Below are 15,814 nucleotides of genomic sequence, written 5' to 3'. Positions count from 1 at the left end.
ACACTGGCCAGCGGCGGTGGGGTTCCCTCCTCGCTGGTCAGGCTTGCGCGGACGGAAAACGTAAGGCCGCTGTGCTGTAATGTCAGATTGCTGTAGTCGAACACTTCGTCGAAAAGGCGGTTGCAAACCTTGAAAGGACACCATGAAAAAGATTGCCTGCGCTCTCGCGCTTCCGCTGTTCTTGTTGCAAGCCTGTGTCACTCAGTACCACAACGCCGATACCGGTCAGCCGGAAGTCGAAACGGCGCCTAACGCGTCGGTGGCGAGCATTGTCCAGTGCCTGACGGATGAAGCGAAGAAACACAACGCCACGTACAAGCAAACACCCATTCCCCAAGGCACGATGCTCGAATTCGGTGATTTGAACGTGATCAAGGTTCGCTTCGATAACGGCGAAACGTCGTACCGGTTTTATCCGGGCGAGCGGCATGTGTCGAACTTGTGGCTCGAAGGTGCGAGCAAGAAATGCGCTCCTTGACGTTGGCTTTGCCCGTGACTCTGACCTTGAAGCCGATTCGCGAGGCGCTTCATGCCGTCGGTTTCATGACAGCTTCGACCTTGCATTTTTACCGGGCTGATCGTGCGCTCGACTAAAGCCATCAACGCCGTGGAGCGTCTCAAGACACGCTCCGGCAACCCGCACTATGCGGCCGTTAGCCTGAACGGCGGCCTGTTCTATCTCGTCGACAGGGCGGCAAGCGGTGAGCAAAAACTTTCCGCACCGCAGACCATGGATGATTTCGTGACCTTTGTGAACGGCCTCAAGCCAGAGAAACCGCGACGTGTCAGCAAGCTCGACCTGGCCATGGACGAACAGATAAAACGCAGCGGCAAACCTCGGACTCCAGAAGATGAGTGACGCGTTTGCGCGCGCATCACTTGATGACTCTTGAGCTAGGCGGTTAGCGCTTCTGCGCTGTTGAATCCGCTTCAAAACCACTTCAAACGATCTCTTGATCGCGCTCTTGCCTGCGCGATATCCCACGGCCAGTCTCAAGCATTGTTCCGCCGGGTATTAGCGTCGTTCGGCGCCTCTCTTCGTGTCCCAGCACACGGAAAACGTTTGCATCGCACGATTAATCGCGTGCTCGGCCCTTTCAATGTGCGATTTCAGACGGTGCGCTCATCCCGCCCTTGCGACTATGCATCAACGGTCGAATCAAGCCGGGGGCCGCCCAACGCGATCATAAACGCGCAGGCGAAGGGGTATAGCTGGACGCAGCATTGAACACGCTAGTCATCGATAGAATCGACAACGCGTTCGAAAGCTGGCCGGCAAGAATAAGGGCGCAGGATGAAAGCCAAAAGATCGCCGACGTCAGAAGGCCCACGAACATCGACACAGGCCGACGCGGAACTGCAGCACATTGAACGGGCCATAGGCCAGATGCGGGCGATGAGTCAGAAACCGGCCGGCACGCTCAACGTGGAGTATTGGCAGGAACGTTTGACCGCTGTCTGCACGGGCTACGTTCTGGTGCCGGCGCAAAGGCGTCGAGTCGATGCATTGCGCAAAGTGCTGGTGTCCCTCTCCCAACCACAGGGCGATCCCAGTTCAGGGCGCAAAAGAACAACCAACAGGCTTTGGGCGAAAGCGGCGTAACTACGGCGCTTTCGCCATCGCGCGTCGAGCGCGTAATCGACGGCCGCCTTCGGGCCGCCAGATGTCGTGTTCGAGGCGTGTCTATCGATCGAGCGTTTGCCGCGCTGCGGCCGTTAACCGCAATCGCGAGGAACGCCATCCTTCGCCCTATCCTCCCCCTGAGCTCGCCATAAAAATCCCTACGCGAAGCTTTCGAATTCTTCTTACACCTCAGGCGTTCCCGGGCCTCCACACGCGACGCCGAGCGTTCCAGCGCTTCGTAGCCGCGCAGAGATAGCGCAGCTCGCTGACTCTCATCGTGCGCAACCGCTCACGCCTCGATTCTTCACACTGGAACAAGCTTAGCGGGAATGCTTGGTTTGGCAGGCGGCGAAGCGTCGATAAGATCGTGGCTCGTTCCGTCACTGAATTGCCATGAGCCTTTATATCGACGATGCTCAACGCCATCACATACAGCAATTACGCGCGTCGTGGCGCTGGCGCAGCGAATGGCCCACCTGGCTTCTGATCGTCGCCGTGTATGGCGGCTGGTTCGCAACGGCGCTTAACGCACGGTCGATCGGCTTACCGCTGGCGGTAAGCATTCTCGCCGTGCTGTCGTGCCTGTATCTGTCATTGCAGCATGAACTCCTGCACGGCCATCCGACACGCTTCCCCTTATTCAACGCACTGCTCGGCGTCGCCCCGCTCGCGGTCTGGTTCCCTTACGCGGTGTATTGCGAGTCACATCTGCGCCACCATAACGACGTTCATCTCACCGATCCCGATCTCGACCCGGAAAGTTATTTCGTCTCCGCCGAACGCTGGCGCGGCGCCGGCGCGGCCGTGAGATTGCTGCTGGTGATCCGCAACACGTTCTTTGGGCGCATTGTGCTCGGCCCCTGGTTTTCCATCGTGAAAACGATGTTGTCGGCGGTCATGGAGATTGCACGGGGCAATGGCCGTATCGCAGGCGCGTGGGCTCTGCATCTTGTCCTGCTCAGCCTGCTCGCGACATGGCTCGACCGCCGCTGCGGCATCAGTCCCGCGTTTTTCATATTCGGCGTGGGCTATCCGGCGCTCGCATTGAGTGCGGTTCGTTCGTTCCAGGAACATCGCGCTGCCGATCAAATCGCGGAACGCACGGTCATCAACGAAGCATCGTGGGCCTGGCGTCTTTTGTTCCTCAACAATAATTTTCACGCCGTACATCACGACCTGCCGAGCGTGCCGTGGTTTGCGGTGGCAAGCGTTTATCATGAGCATCGCGACGTGTATCTGGCGCGTAATGGCGGTTTTATCGTGCGCGGTTATCAGGAATGGCTAGTGCGGCACGTCGTTCAACCGGTTGCGCCTGCGTTGCATCCGCTTCATGCACGGGCTGCCGGTCAGATCGCACAGGCTCAGGCAGGGTCTGCCGGTCCAGCAACGCTTGGTGCCGACGCGCAGCCTGTCTGACGTAACTTTCCGGCGGCGGTTGGGATCGGAATCAGGATTGGTATTGACCGGCGCAATGGGAAAGAATCTGCATGAACTGGGTGGCCGCATTACCGATGTACAACGTCACGCCGGCAATCGCCGCCGACTGGCGCGTTCTGCTCGACCATGTTCACCGGCGGTTGCAGTCATGGCTCGACGCCCGCGGAGACTCACTCGCCGTAGTCGAGCCCGAGGCGTCCCTGCAGGAATTCTGGCGGCGTGACGACCTGCTGCTGTCGCAGACGTGCGGCTATCCGCTGGTGCGGGTGCTTGCCGGACGCGTGCAGCTAGTCGCCACACCCGTCTTCACCGTCGATGGCTGCGAGGGCGGCGACTATCACAGCGTCCTCGTCGCCCGGACTGCGGCCAAGGTCACGTCGCTCGCGCAATGCCGCGGTTTGCGCGTGGCGTACAACACCCCCGATTCGAACAGTGGCATGAACTTGCTGCGCAGCGCGGTCGCGCCGCTTGCCGACGGGCAACCGTTCTTCGCATCTGTGATCGAAACGGGTGGACATCTGGCGTCGCTGCAAGCCTTGCAGGACGACCGGGCCGATGTAGCCGCCATCGACTGCGTGAGCTTTGCGTTCGTACTCGATCACCTTCCGGATCTTGCCCGTGGTTTGGTCGAGATCGGTACCACAGGAAGTGCGCCGGGCTTGCCGCTGATTGCATCGAAACGGGTGCCGCCGGAAGGAATCGACGCGCTGTTGTGCGCACTCTCCGATGCCATCGCGCACGATCGTCCTCTGGCAAAACGGCTCAAACTCAACGGTTTTGCGAGGCGTCCGCTCGACGATTACGCGAGCATTCTTGAAATCGAAATGGACGCCGTCAAACGCGGTTATCCCCGCCTCGCCTGACGGCTTGAGCGCGGTCACGGCAGACTTTCCTGACTTTCGGCACAATCGGTTCTTAACCGTGTGTAAGGTGTGTCCTGGATTTTCATCCGGGATTGGCGCTTGACGGAACCGGATCGCCGGTGCCCGCGCGCCGCCCGTACACGAAGTCATGGAAGCCGCAATGATCCCGTTTTCAGTCCTCGATTTATCCCCCATTCCCGCCGGATCGACCGCCGCCGACGCCTTCCGCCACTCGCGCGAACTGGCCCAGCATGCCGAAAAACTCGGTTACCTGCGATTCTGGCTGGCCGAGCATCACAACATGACCGGGATTGCCAGCGCCGCGACGTCCGTGGTGATCGGGCACGTCGCCGCGGGAACGAGCACGATCCGCGTCGGCTCAGGCGGCGTCATGCTGCCGAATCACGCGCCGCTTGTGATCGCCGAGCAGTTCGGCACGCTGGAATCGCTGTTTCCCGGGCGTATCGATCTGGGCCTCGGCCGCGCGCCCGGCACCGACCAGACGACCGCCCGCGCATTGCGCCGCGATCTCCAGGGCAGCGCGGACAATTTCCCCGATGACGTCGTGGAATTGCAGCGCTATTTCGCCGATCCGGTGGAAGGCCAGCGCGTGCGCGCCGTGCCGGGCGCCGGGCTGAACGTGCCGATCTGGCTGCTCGGCTCATCCACGTTCAGCGCCCAGCTCGCCGCCGCGCTCGGCCTGCCGTTCGCGTTCGCTTCGCATTTCGCGCCCGACTACCTGCTGACCGCGCTGCAGGTTTACCGGACGCAATTCCGCCCATCGAAGCAACTCGATCGCCCTTACGCGATGGTCGGTGTGAATGTTTTTGCCGCCGACACGACGGCAGAAGCGGAGTTTCTCTTCACATCGTTGCAACAGCAATTTATCAACCTGCGACGCGGCACGCCGGGCCAGTTGCCGCCGCCCGTCAAGCAGATTCCATGGAACGAGTCCGAACGCGCCGGCGTGGAGCATTCGCTCGCTTGCTCGGTAATTGGCGATCAGCGTCAGGTGGAGGCCGGACTTGCCTCGCTGATCGAACAAACCCAGCCGGACGAGTTGATGGTGACCGCGCAAATTTACGACCACGCGGCCCGCCTGCGCTCGTTCGAAATCACGGCGCAAGCCCGCGCGGCGGTGGCGGCGTAGCGCCGGCTTCATCACCGTCCGGGTATTGAGCGGCCATCAGGTGGCGATCGAGCGGATGTCGGACGGATTTCCAACCGATGTCAACTGTTAAGCGGCGCGGCGAACACGCATTCGGACGCTGGACGGGTATCGTTTTGACAAGCAATAATGAGGTCGGCGGCTTTGAGATCCGCCGTCCTGCGCCCCCTTTTAGTGCCTTCCTGTGAACGGCAGTGGCGGGTAAGCCGTTCGAAGGGTCTCAACAGATAAGATGTTGGATAATCGCAAGGGAGAAAAGGAATGACCAGAAGTCCCGCCACAGGATCCATGACCTTGCTGACGGAGCGCGATGAAGCCACCGGTCAGGAAGTGCGGACATTGCGCCTCGAACCTGCACCCGACGGCAAGGCCGTCCTGCTGATCGAGATTGACGAAAGGAAGGCCGGCATCCATCGTGAGGTGCGCTACGAAATCACGCCGGCCGAACTCATTGCGGCAATTCGTGCGCACGGTGCGGAATTACCGGGCGAGCAACATAATCGCTAAAATGATTTAGGCATACAATAGCGGCATTCGGCGCTATCATTTCTTCGTGGCGCCCGCGGTTGTCTGGACGAATTGTTGAAATTAGCGGCTGAATGCATGGTGTTTTTGCAACATGCGCAGCCGCCAGCCGTGCACCGATCTGGTCGTGAGCTACAGCCGCTGATCCGGCGGCTTACGCATCTCGCACCGATCTCAAACACAGTAACCAGTTTGTCGAGCCGCTCGCTCGCAGAAACCCGATTATCGGGCGCTGCGGGTTAAAGCGGCAATTTGCGGTATTACACTAATTGACGCGCGTCACTCGGCGCGCCACGATTTTAGTCAACCCACACATTCCTCGAGTCGCCCCGGTCCGCGCGGGCAGATGGCTCGCCTTCAAGAAAGTAAAAGCTGAATCAGGACAGCCGTGGACGAAAGAAAGCGAGACAGCATCATTGCCTATTTGCGCAGCCGAATGGCTGAGTTTGGCATTTCCGAAACAGCGCTGGCCGAAGCATTGGCCGACGTGCCGGTTTCCGTCACCCCTCCTCCAATGACCAACGGTTCGAGCGCGGCATCCAAGCGCGCACTGCCGTCAATGCCTTCTTTACCGGAGAGCGCCAACGGCACTACGCCGGTATTCAGAAGCGCAAACGGCGACACGTGGGACGGGACGGGTGACATGCCAGAGTGGTTGAAACGCGCTCAGCATGCCGGGCAGGATATCGAGTTTTACCGGGTTTAAAGCAGCTCGCCAGAGCCCGGTGAACCACTGATGCAAATAGCAGCGCCCCGCATGCCTTTCGGCATCGGGCGGGTGGACGTGCGCGACACGTGAGCAGCATTATCTGAAGCTATCCGAAGGTTTCGTAGCGGTGCATCGGCGTCCGCCTGCTCATTTTGGGAAACGCCAGTTCCGTCTGAGTGTTCGCCTTTTGTTTGCCCGTGGTTCGCTTTTTACGCCGAACGTATCGAGCATCATCATTGCGATCGGTTCGGTGCGCGCTGGCAATCCGGCGAGGTGCACTACGGCCGCCCGCGCAGCCGATGCACGGGTATGAGTCGTGTCAGTGACTCCCTGCGCGCCGACGGCGTTATCGGTATCCAACGGAGCGCGACGTGTACTGATCAAATCACCCCAACGCTTGCACCATCCCCTTCTCCACATCGCCTACATAAATACCGAACGCATCTTCCGTTCTCTCCTTCACATAACGTCGCAGCATGGACCCGACCGCGGGGTCACGGATCTTGTCCCAAGGAATCGCGCCGAGCGGCACATAGCGAACATTCGTGCCGGCAGGTGCATCATCGACAATGCGCCCCCGATAATAGATATGGGTAACGCCCTTCTCCTCAAACACCGCGAACAGAAAATCCAGATTCGCATTCAACCGATACCCGGCCAGCACGCCGCGCAAACTAGCCGCATCGGAAAGCGGTTCCAGGCGCGTTCCAATGGGTAATTGCAACGCCCCGGACGCCGTCTCGATCAACACAAGACCCGCGGGGTGCTCAAGGATCGCCCCAACCTGAGCCCGCTGACCGGTCGCGGCCAACGCCTCCTGCGACAAGCTGAAATCCACATAAGCACCCCGGCAATACCCTAGCGGTGTCGCGCTCGTGTGCGTGAAATCCACCACGCGCCCAATCAGGATGATGTGGTCCCCTGCATCCACCACCTGATGTGTCTCGCAGTCGAAACTCGCCGCCGCGCCATCCATGACCGGGCTGCCGGTGCGGCGCGCATGCCATGCGACTTGCGCAAACTTGTCCACGCTCTTCGAAGCAAACACGCCCGATACAGGCCGCTGATCTTCAGCCAGTACGCTGACGGCAAAACGCTGCGTCTCCGAAAACACCGGATGACTGGAGGCCGTCTTCGCGATACAAACCAGGATCAACGCCGGATCAAGCGACACGGACGTAAACGAATTCGCGGTAAAACCACGCGGCGAACCATCGGGTTGAATGGTCGTCACCACAGTCACACCCGTCACGAATGCGCCCAATGCACGGCGAAAATCGGCGGTATCGAAGGAAGGCTCGTTCATGCTTTTGCTCATTAAATTAGCGGCTGAAACGTGGATCCGGAGTGACCCATAGACTCGCTCAAGCGCCACTCGCTTCACGAATAAACTGCACTAACCGCTGGTTCACGATCGCCGGCGCGGTGACGTTCATCATGTGCCGTTCATTCGCAATGATTTCGGCACGTCCGCGCGGCGCAGCAGCCGCCATCGAATGCGACATGGCCGGACTCGAATTCGGATCGCACTCGCCGGTCATGAACAACGCGGGCACGGTGAGCTGCGGTAGTCGACCGACATGCGCCTGGTCGGAACTCGCAAACAAGCGGTAGGTCCGTGCATAACCCTCCGGGTTCACTGCCGCAAGCAACGACCTCACAAGCTCCGCCACCTGCGCGAGATGACCCGGCACTGGATCGTCGAACCAGCGCGCAACCGTGGCGTCAATGCTGGGTTGCTCAAGGCCGCCACCGCCCAGCGAAGCGGCACGCTGCATCACGGCGGCCCGCTGCGTCGGCGTGCGGTCGTACACTGCGTTCAACGCAGCCACGCTCGCCACCCGCTGCGGGTATTGCAGCGCAAACTCGAGTGCGATCAACGAACCCATCGAATGACCGACAACATGCGCCGCATCAATCTGCAAATGGTCCAGCAGTGCAGCGAGCTGTCCAGCGTATTCATCGAGCGCGGGTGACGCTGCCGGCAAGCGGCTCGCGCCATGGCCCAGCATGTCATACGTCACGACCCGAAAACACAACTGCAGCGCCTCCACCTGAGGCGCCCACACGCTGCGATTCATCCCCACGCCGTGGATCAGGACAAGCGCCGGGCCCTCGCCCGCCACGCTATATGCCGTGCCGTCGAACACGCCGTTCATCGACGCATGGCTAGTTACTGTGTCATGCTTCATTGGACCCAAGCTCCTTCAGATCCTGATAGCGGTCGCCAATCCGATGATGCGGCCGCCCGCCAATCGATGCACCCAGCGCGATCACGAGTTCATCGGGGCCGGGGGCATCGATGATCGAGAACTGGATGGTGAGGTAATGCGAGCGCATGCCTTCATCGCCCTTGTGCATGAGCGGAATAGTGACCGGACAGTTAGGACCACCACGCAAATTCGTGAAACTCAAATAGCTCTTCGCACCCACCGCTTCGCGGAACTTGTTGCCAAATCGCAGCGTGTGAATCAGTGCCGACGCATGCTCGACTTCGCCTGACGTCCCGACAATCGCCGCTTTCCCATACCCTTCCACTGCCTCGCCCGATCCGGCAATCCGCAGGATCTCGCCAGTCAGGATCTCGCCCAGTTGCGGCGCAAGTCCGTGAATCTCCGGACGCAAGTCATCGACGAAACCACGTCCCGCCCACGGATTGCGCAGCACGGCTGCCGCTGCGAACAGCTTCAACGGCCGCTGAGCCGCTTTTCCACCTTCGATGAAGGTGTCTTCCACATAGGTAACCAGCTTGCGAATCTCGAGTTTCATGGGGGTTTTCTCCGTAGGCAAAAACGCCGTGGTTTCATGCAGTGGCGTCGTTTAAATATTATGGTATCCCATAATACTGGATGCAAGAATTTTCGACGATTGAGGGGTTTACGAGAGCACGATGAAAGACCTTCAGGCGAAAAAAAAGCCGTCGATGTCGACGGCTTTCGTAGCCTGGGAGCCGATGCCGCGCAGCCATTACACGCTGGCTTCGGCGGCCCTCTCGGCAAGCGTGGCCATCACAATGCCGGCTGTTCGACGCACGTGTTCAAGCGATGCCGCCGCGGCGGCATCGCCGTCTTTCTTGGCGATAGCGGACAGCAACTTGTTCATCTCGCGATTGGAGTCCGCGCCTCGTCCCGGTGACGCAATAGTCACCGCTCGCAACTGGTTGATCCGCGCGTTCAGCGACTTGACCACCTGATGCATCATCAGCTTGTGTCCGCCGGTGAACATGGTTTCGTAGAAGCGTTCGGTGTAGGTCAGCACGCGCTTGAAATCCGACTGGTCGAAAGCGTCCTCGATCTCCTTGCGGATTTCGCGTAGCTGCTTCACGAGCGCCGGGGTTGCATGTTCCGCACACGCGCGCGCCGCCTCGGACTCGAGTAACGCGCGGATTTCGTAGATCTCCTGAACCTGCTCGGGATCGAGCCGCGCGACAATCGGCCCGGAATGCGCGACGGTCTCGACCAGGCCCTCGGTCTCGAGGTGGCGCAGCACTTCGCGCACCACGGTCCGGCTGACGCCCAGTTGATCGCACAGTGTGCGCTCGATCAGGCGGTCGCCGGGATGATAGAAGCCCTGCGAAATTGCATCGCGCAATTTCTCCAGCGTCAGCTCGCGCAACGTCGGCGCACTTCGGTCGACACGCATTTGATCGATCATGGTTTCCTTGTCTCCGGTCTGTTATCCGGAATCCCTGGTTTTTGGAATCCCATAGTATTGCACACCCGTATTGCATTCCCTGTTGGCGGGCGCTATCCGGCGCCCGTTCGTCAGGCTGCGAACACCCGGGCGCTCTCGTTCTCCCATTCGAGCCAAGCACGCGCACCAACCGCCAAGCTCGGCTCGCGCGAACTGATGGATGTCCGCACCGCGATCTCCTGTTCCCAAGGCGTGGCGACCGCGTAGTGCATGGTGTCGCCAAGATAAGTGACATCGCGAACGACCACCTGCAAACCACCATCCGAAGTGCCAGAAGCGTCCGACGGTTGCGCGCGAATGCGGATCTGCTCGGGACGAAGCATCAGCGAGCCGTTATCGCCGTCATTCAAGGCGTGATCGAATCCGCCAACCGATACCGGCTTGCCGTTCGGAAACACCGCCCGCGACGAGCCATTGCTGCCGGCCAGCGTAACCGGCAGGAAATTGGAGTTGCCGATAAAACTCGCGACAAAGCGCGACGCCGGTTTCGCATAAAGCTCCTCGCCGCTGCCTACCTGCTCGATGCGCCCTTTGTTGAACACCGCGATCCGGTCGGACAGGCGCAGCGCCTCTTCCTGATCGTGGGTCACATACAGGATCGTCACGCCGGTCTGCTGGTGGATGCGCCGGAGTTCAGTCTGCAGTTCCTCGCGCAGCTTCTTGTCCAGCGCAGAAAGCGGTTCGTCCATCAGCAGCACCGGTGGATCGTAGGCGAGCGCACGGGCAATTGCCACGCGCTGCTGCATCCCGCCCGACAGCTGGTCCGGCATGCGGTCGCGGCAATCGCCGAGGTGCACGAGCTTGAGCATCTGCTCGACCTTCGACTTCACCTGGGCGTCGGGCAGACGCCGCACGCGCAACGGAAACGCGACATTTTCCCCGACCGTGAGATGCGGGAACAGCGTGTAGCGCTGAAACACCATGCCGATGTTGCGCTTGTTCGGCGCCACCGACAGCAGCGACTTGCCGTCGAGCAGCACGCGTCCTTCCGTGGGCGACTGAAAGCCCGCGACGATATACAACGTCGTGCTCTTGCCCGAGCCCGACGGCCCGAGGAAGGTCATGAACTCGCCCTTCTTGATATCGAGCGAAACATGGTCGATAGCGACGACCTGGTCGTAGGTTTTACGAAGCCGTTGGATCTGCAAAAACGGTGCGCTCACGATTTACCTCTCTTAAGGACAAGCCCCAGCAACATCAGGATGACAGTCAGGCCGACCAGCAGCGACGACGCCGCGGCAATCACGGGCGTGAGGTCCTGCCGTAATGTGCTCCAGATGCGCACGGGCAGCGTTTGCAACGTCGGACTTGCCATGAAGATCGACACCACGACTTCATCCCAGGACGCGAGGAACGAGAAGATCGCGGCGGCGAACAGGCCGAGACGAATGGCGGGCAGCGTGACGCGCCACTTCACTTCGAACGGACTCGCGCCGCAGATCAGCGCGGCGTCTTCGAGCGCGGTATCGAAACTCTCCAGCGAATTGCTGATGGCGATGATCGAAAATGGCAACGCAATGATCAGGTGACCGATCACGAATCCGACGAGCGTTCCTGTCAGCCCGATGCGCAGGAAAAATGCGTACAAGGCAACGGCCAGCACGACTACGGGCAATACCATCGGCGTGAGGAAAAACGCCTTTAGCAGCGCACGGCCGCGGAAGCTACCGCGCGTCAATGCGAGCGAAGCAAAGAGGCCCAGCACGACCGACAACACCATCACGACCACGCCCAGTTCGACGCTGGTGATCAGCGAGTCGAACCAGCCCGGATCAGAAAACAGCATGCCGTACCAGCGCCACGTCCAGCCGGGCGGTGGAAACATCAGCCACTGCGAATCGCCGAACGACAACGCGACAATGAACAGCACCGGCAGCAGCAGGAACAGCGACACGGCCGCGCCAACACCCAAGAGTGCCCAGCGCAACGGTCCGAGACGATCGAAATCGAGCAGCATGTCAGTGAACTCCGGAAGCACCCGGCGCGCGGCCGGAAAAGCGCAGTTGCACTGCATAGAGCGATAGCGTCACGAGCAGCAACACAAAGGCGGCGGCGCCCGCGAGTCCCCAGTTCAGCAATTGCTGCACGAGTTGCGCGATCAGTTCGGCGAGCATCATGTACTCCGGACCGCCAAGCAGCGCAGGCGTCACGAAGTACCCGAGCGCCATCACGAACACCATCAGTGCGCCACTGGCAATACCCGGCATGGCGAGGGGCACCAGCACACGCCAGAACGCCTGCCAACGGCTCGCGCCGCAGATAGCAGCCGCACGCAGCGTGGTGGGATCGATGGCGCGCAAGGTCGCGTGCAGCGGCATCACGAGGAACGGCAACATGATGTAGGTCATGCCGATCGTGACGCCGGTCAGGTTGTTGACCAGCGTCAGCGGCTCATGAATTACACCGAGCCACATCAGCAAGCGGTTGATCGGACCCGTCTGCTGCAATAGGACCATCCAGGCGAAGGTGCGTGCGAGCAGGTTGGTCCACATCGAGAGCAGCAGGATCGCGAACACCAGCTTGCTGACCCAGCGCGGTGCGATGGCGAGCAGCCATGCGGTCGGAAAGCCGATCACGAGCGTCACCGCCGTCACCACCGACGCAACAAAAAACGTGTTGCCGAACACCCGCAGGTAAGTGGTCGAGCCGAACAACTGCGCATAGTTCTGCAGGCCAGGCGACGGGTCCAGTACGCTTCTCAGCAGCAGCGAAAGGACTGGCAACAGGAAGAACACGATCAGCAACAGCAGGGCCGGCAGCACCAGCCGCGCCCTCCTGAAACCGGCGCTCAGCTTCGGCATGGACACCGAAGGCTCCGCAACCGTGCTTACTGCGTTCGACATGACAACTCCTTCAAGATGATCGGCAGCCATTGCTTAGCTTCGACTTTATTTCAGCATTACTTCGATTGCCACGCATACCAGCGCTTGGCAATTTCGTCGCGATGATCGGCCCAGTACTTCATGTCGAGGTTGATCTGCGTCGCCTTGTACTGGTCGGGCTGCGTCTTCGCGACATCGGCGGGCAGCAGCGCAGCCGACTTCAGGTTGATCGGCGCGTAGCCGGTTTCAGCCGCGAAGTTCGCCTGAGCCTGCGCACCGGTTGCAGCAGCGAGGAACTTCATCGCTTCGTCCTTGTGCTTCGCGCCCTTCGGCACCACGAGCATGTCGGCGGCGGTCAGGTTCTGGTTCCACGACACACCGACATCCACACCGGTTTGCTGCAATGCATGCAAGCGGCCGTTCCAGAACACGCCGAGCGGCGCCTCGCCCGATGCCATCAACTGCTGCGACTGCGCGCCGCCGCTCCACCAGACGATCTCGCTCTTGATGCTGTCGAGCTTCTTGAACGCACGGTCGAGGTCGAGTGGATACAGCTTGTCGGGCGCGACGCCATCGGCAAGCAACGCGACTTCCAGCACGCCCGGTGCGGACCATTTGTAGAACGTACGTTTGCCGGGGAAACGTTTGGTGTCGAAAAGATCGGCATAGTTAGCAGGACCGCCGTTCTTGAACGAAGCCTTGTTGTACCCAAGCACGAATGAATAATAGAAGCTCCCGACCGCACCCGGCGACATGAAACGCGGGTCGAGCTGGCTCTTGTTCACCACCGAATAATCAATCGGCTCGACCAGCCCGTCACGCAGTGCGGCATACGCAAAGTCACCTTCAACATCGACCACGTCCCACTGCACATTGCCGCTGTCGACCATGGCCTTGAGCTTGCCGTAGTCGGTCGGCCCGTCCATCAGCACCTGGATTCCCGATGCCTGGGTAAAGGGCGTCGCCCAGTCTTTCTGTTGAGCCGATTGCGTCGTGCCGCCCCAACTGGCGAACACGATCGGCGCGGCGGCCGCGAACACGGGCGCGGTAACCGAAACAACAGCGGAAACAATCAATGCCCGCACCAGGGCGTGCAAATTTAACGGTTGCTGCATGACGACTGCTCCTTGAAAGGAAACGGCTGGCTTCGAGAGGACTTGAGTTGGTTTTACTTGAGCGGCGAAAAAACAGCGGCCTTCATGATCTTGCTTTCCATCGTTTCCAGCAGCGCCTGGATCTTCGGCGCAAAGGCCTGCCAAGCGGGGTCTTGCGCCAGCCGCTGACGACGCGCTTCGCGGTCATCAAGACTGGTATAGGCCCACATGTGAACGATCTGGTTGAGCGGCCCGATCTCGGAGAAGAAGTAGCCCACGAGTTCTCCCAGATGATGCTTTTGCAACGCGATGCCCTCTTCCTCGACCAGTTTCAGGTACGCCGTGACTGCGCCGGTGCGGATCTTGTAAGTGCGGATTTCGTAGTACATGGCGGCTCTGTCTGTCTTCAACGCATGACGAAGGGATCGGCGATAGGCTCGTCCGAGGTCCGGATCCAAACGGATTTGGTGCGGGTGTAGTCGAGTACGGCGTCGAGTCCGCCTTCGCGTCCGAGACCGCTCAACTGGTATCCACCGAACGGGACGATCGGCGAGACCGCGCGATACGTATTCACCCAGACGATGCCGGCGCGAAGCCGGCGCGTCAGCCGGTGCGCGCGCGTCAGGTCACGCGTGAAGACGCCTGAAGCAAGGCCGTATCGCGTGTCGTTGGCAAGAGTAAGTGCTTGCTCTTCGGTATCGAAACTCATCACGCTGAGCACAGGACCGAACAGTTCTTGCGCGACGCTCGGCACATCTGACGTAGCGCATTCAACGATGGTTGGCTCGAAGAAAAACCCTTCACCCATGCCCTCGGGACGATGCCCGCCGGTCAACAGCGTTGCACCCGCGGCGAGGCTTGCCGCCAGCACCGATTCAATGTGATCGCGTTGTCTGGACGTAGCCAGCGGACCCATTTCCGTGTCCACGTTCTGCGGATCGCCAATCTTGATAGCCCGGGCCTTCTCGACCAGTTTTGCCAGCAGGCGATCGCGAATGCCACGCTGCACGAGCAACCGTGAACCCGCGACGCAACTCTGACCCGTCGCTGCAAAAATCCCCGCGATGATCGCGTTGCTGACGCTGTCCACGTCGGCGTCGTCGAAGACCAATACCGGCGATTTGCCGCCTAGTTCCAGCGACGTCGCCGCCAAGTTCTCAGCCGAATTCCGCACAATATGCCGCGCCGTTTCGGGACCGCCCGTGAACGCAATTTTTGCGACGAGCGGATGAGTCGTGAGTGCGTGACCGCAGTCGGCTCCGAAACCCGTCAGGATGTTCACCACGCCTGCCGGAAAGCCAGCTTCGTGGATCAGGCGCGCGAACGCGAGCAACGGCGCAGGCCCCTCTTCCGATGCCTTGATGACGATCGTGCAACCGGCGGCAAGCGCGGGTCCAATCTTTACCGCTGACAAAAACAGCTGCGAGTTCCACGGCACGATTCCAGCAACGACGCCTACCGGTTCGCGTCGAAGAAACACTTCCATGTCAGGTTTGTCGACGGGAAGATAGGCTCCCTGAATCTTGTCGGCCAGGCCGGCGTAATAGCGGTAATACTCCGCGACATAACCAATCTGGCTGCGCGTCTCGCGGATGATCTTGCCGGTGTCGGCCGTCTCCAGTTCAGCCAGCTCCTGCGCGTTGGCTGCAACCAGATCGGCGAGCCGGTACAGCAGCTTGCCGCGCTGGCTTGCATTCAGGTTGGCCCACTCGGCCGAGAACAGCGCGCGGTCGGCCGCCCTGACTGCCCGGTCGACATCGGCGGCGCTGGCCGCGGGCATGGTCGCCCAAACTTTGCCCGTCGCCGGATTGATACTGTCGAAGGTCTGCGAGGCGTCGCTGAATTCGCCGTCGATGTAATGCTGGAACGTCTGCAACAT

At 60.5% G+C, this 15,814-nt stretch carries 18 protein-coding genes; 8 read left to right on the top strand and 10 right to left on the bottom strand.

The window, feature by feature from the left end; genetic code table 11:
• Window positions 1-142 precede the first annotated feature (142 nt).
• From GSQ93_RS00495 to GSQ93_RS00460, 8 genes are all read left to right on the top strand, one after another.
• Window positions 143-478: a hypothetical protein gene (locus GSQ93_RS00495; RefSeq protein WP_158933735.1), complete on the top strand. Its 336-nt coding sequence runs from the start codon at window positions 143-145 to the stop codon at window positions 476-478.
• A 102-nt stretch (window positions 479-580) separates the two neighbouring features.
• Complete coding sequence (locus GSQ93_RS00490; protein WP_158933734.1) at window positions 581-859, top strand: hypothetical protein; 279 nt, start codon at window positions 581-583, stop codon at window positions 857-859.
• A gap of 537 nt (window positions 860-1,396) precedes the next feature.
• Window positions 1,397-1,603, top strand: coding sequence for a hypothetical protein (locus GSQ93_RS00485; protein ID WP_254073691.1), 207 nt, complete (start codon window positions 1,397-1,399; stop codon window positions 1,601-1,603).
• Between the two features lie 414 nt (window positions 1,604-2,017).
• On the top strand, window positions 2,018-3,040 hold the full coding sequence (locus GSQ93_RS00480) for a fatty acid desaturase (protein ID WP_158933732.1): 1,023 nt from the start codon (window positions 2,018-2,020) through the stop codon (window positions 3,038-3,040).
• Window positions 3,041-3,111: 71 nt separating this feature from the next.
• Entirely contained in the window at window positions 3,112-3,924 is an 813-nt protein-coding gene (locus tag GSQ93_RS00475) for a phosphate/phosphite/phosphonate ABC transporter substrate-binding protein (RefSeq protein ID WP_158933731.1), read from the top strand.
• 160 nt (window positions 3,925-4,084) lie between these two features.
• Window positions 4,085-5,074 (top strand): LLM class flavin-dependent oxidoreductase, encoded by a 990-nt coding sequence (locus tag GSQ93_RS00470; protein ID WP_158933730.1) that lies wholly within the window; start codon window positions 4,085-4,087, stop codon window positions 5,072-5,074.
• Between the two features lie 279 nt (window positions 5,075-5,353).
• Window positions 5,354-5,599, top strand: a complete 246-nt coding sequence (locus GSQ93_RS00465) for a hypothetical protein (protein WP_062088545.1) — start codon at window positions 5,354-5,356, stop codon at window positions 5,597-5,599.
• Between the two features lie 406 nt (window positions 5,600-6,005).
• Window positions 6,006-6,323 carry an H-NS family nucleoid-associated regulatory protein gene (locus GSQ93_RS00460; RefSeq protein ID WP_158933729.1) on the top strand — a complete coding sequence of 106 codons (318 nt, stop codon included), beginning with the start codon at window positions 6,006-6,008 and terminating at the stop codon, window positions 6,321-6,323.
• Between the two features lie 388 nt (window positions 6,324-6,711).
• On the opposite strand, the gene GSQ93_RS00455 is transcribed toward GSQ93_RS00460, so the two are convergent.
• The 10 genes from GSQ93_RS00455 to GSQ93_RS00410 all read right to left on the bottom strand — a co-directional run bounded on the left by GSQ93_RS00455 (window position 6,712) and on the right by GSQ93_RS00410 (window position 15,814).
• Window positions 6,712-7,644 (bottom strand): flavin reductase, encoded by a 933-nt coding sequence (locus GSQ93_RS00455; RefSeq protein WP_158933728.1) that lies wholly within the window; start codon window positions 7,642-7,644, stop codon window positions 6,712-6,714.
• 46 nt (window positions 7,645-7,690) lie between these two features.
• On the bottom strand, window positions 7,691-8,485 hold the full coding sequence (locus GSQ93_RS00450; protein ID WP_367889723.1) for an alpha/beta fold hydrolase: 795 nt from the start codon (window positions 8,483-8,485) through the stop codon (window positions 7,691-7,693).
• A gap of 22 nt (window positions 8,486-8,507) precedes the next feature.
• Entirely contained in the window at window positions 8,508-9,095 is a 588-nt protein-coding gene (locus tag GSQ93_RS00445) for an amino acid synthesis family protein (RefSeq protein ID WP_158933726.1), read from the bottom strand.
• Window positions 9,096-9,293: 198 nt separating this feature from the next.
• Window positions 9,294-9,977 carry a GntR family transcriptional regulator gene (locus GSQ93_RS00440; protein ID WP_174254561.1) on the bottom strand — a complete coding sequence of 228 codons (684 nt, stop codon included), beginning with the start codon at window positions 9,975-9,977 and terminating at the stop codon, window positions 9,294-9,296.
• A gap of 113 nt (window positions 9,978-10,090) precedes the next feature.
• On the bottom strand, window positions 10,091-11,182 hold the full coding sequence (locus GSQ93_RS00435) for an ABC transporter ATP-binding protein (RefSeq protein ID WP_158933724.1): 1,092 nt from the start codon (window positions 11,180-11,182) through the stop codon (window positions 10,091-10,093).
• On the bottom strand, window positions 11,179-11,976 hold the full coding sequence (locus GSQ93_RS00430) for an ABC transporter permease (protein WP_158933723.1): 798 nt from the start codon (window positions 11,974-11,976) through the stop codon (window positions 11,179-11,181). The genes GSQ93_RS00435 and GSQ93_RS00430 overlap by 4 nt, the downstream gene beginning before the upstream one ends.
• Before the next feature lies 1 nt (window position 11,977).
• Window positions 11,978-12,862 (bottom strand): ABC transporter permease, encoded by an 885-nt coding sequence (locus tag GSQ93_RS00425; RefSeq protein WP_158933722.1) that lies wholly within the window; start codon window positions 12,860-12,862, stop codon window positions 11,978-11,980.
• Between the two features lie 56 nt (window positions 12,863-12,918).
• Window positions 12,919-13,956 carry an ABC transporter substrate-binding protein gene (locus tag GSQ93_RS00420; protein ID WP_158933721.1) on the bottom strand — a complete coding sequence of 346 codons (1,038 nt, stop codon included), beginning with the start codon at window positions 13,954-13,956 and terminating at the stop codon, window positions 12,919-12,921.
• Window positions 13,957-14,009: 53 nt separating this feature from the next.
• Complete coding sequence (locus tag GSQ93_RS00415) at window positions 14,010-14,324, bottom strand: NIPSNAP family protein (protein WP_158933720.1); 315 nt, start codon at window positions 14,322-14,324, stop codon at window positions 14,010-14,012.
• A 17-nt stretch (window positions 14,325-14,341) separates the two neighbouring features.
• A complete protein-coding gene (locus GSQ93_RS00410) occupies window positions 14,342-15,814 on the bottom strand; it encodes an aldehyde dehydrogenase (RefSeq protein WP_158933719.1) in 1,473 nt (490 codons plus the stop codon).

Source organism: Burkholderia sp. S171 (assembly GCF_009766085.1).
Taxonomy (GTDB): domain Bacteria; phylum Pseudomonadota; class Gammaproteobacteria; order Burkholderiales; family Burkholderiaceae; genus Caballeronia.
This window is presented reverse-complemented; position numbering and strand designations above follow the sequence as displayed.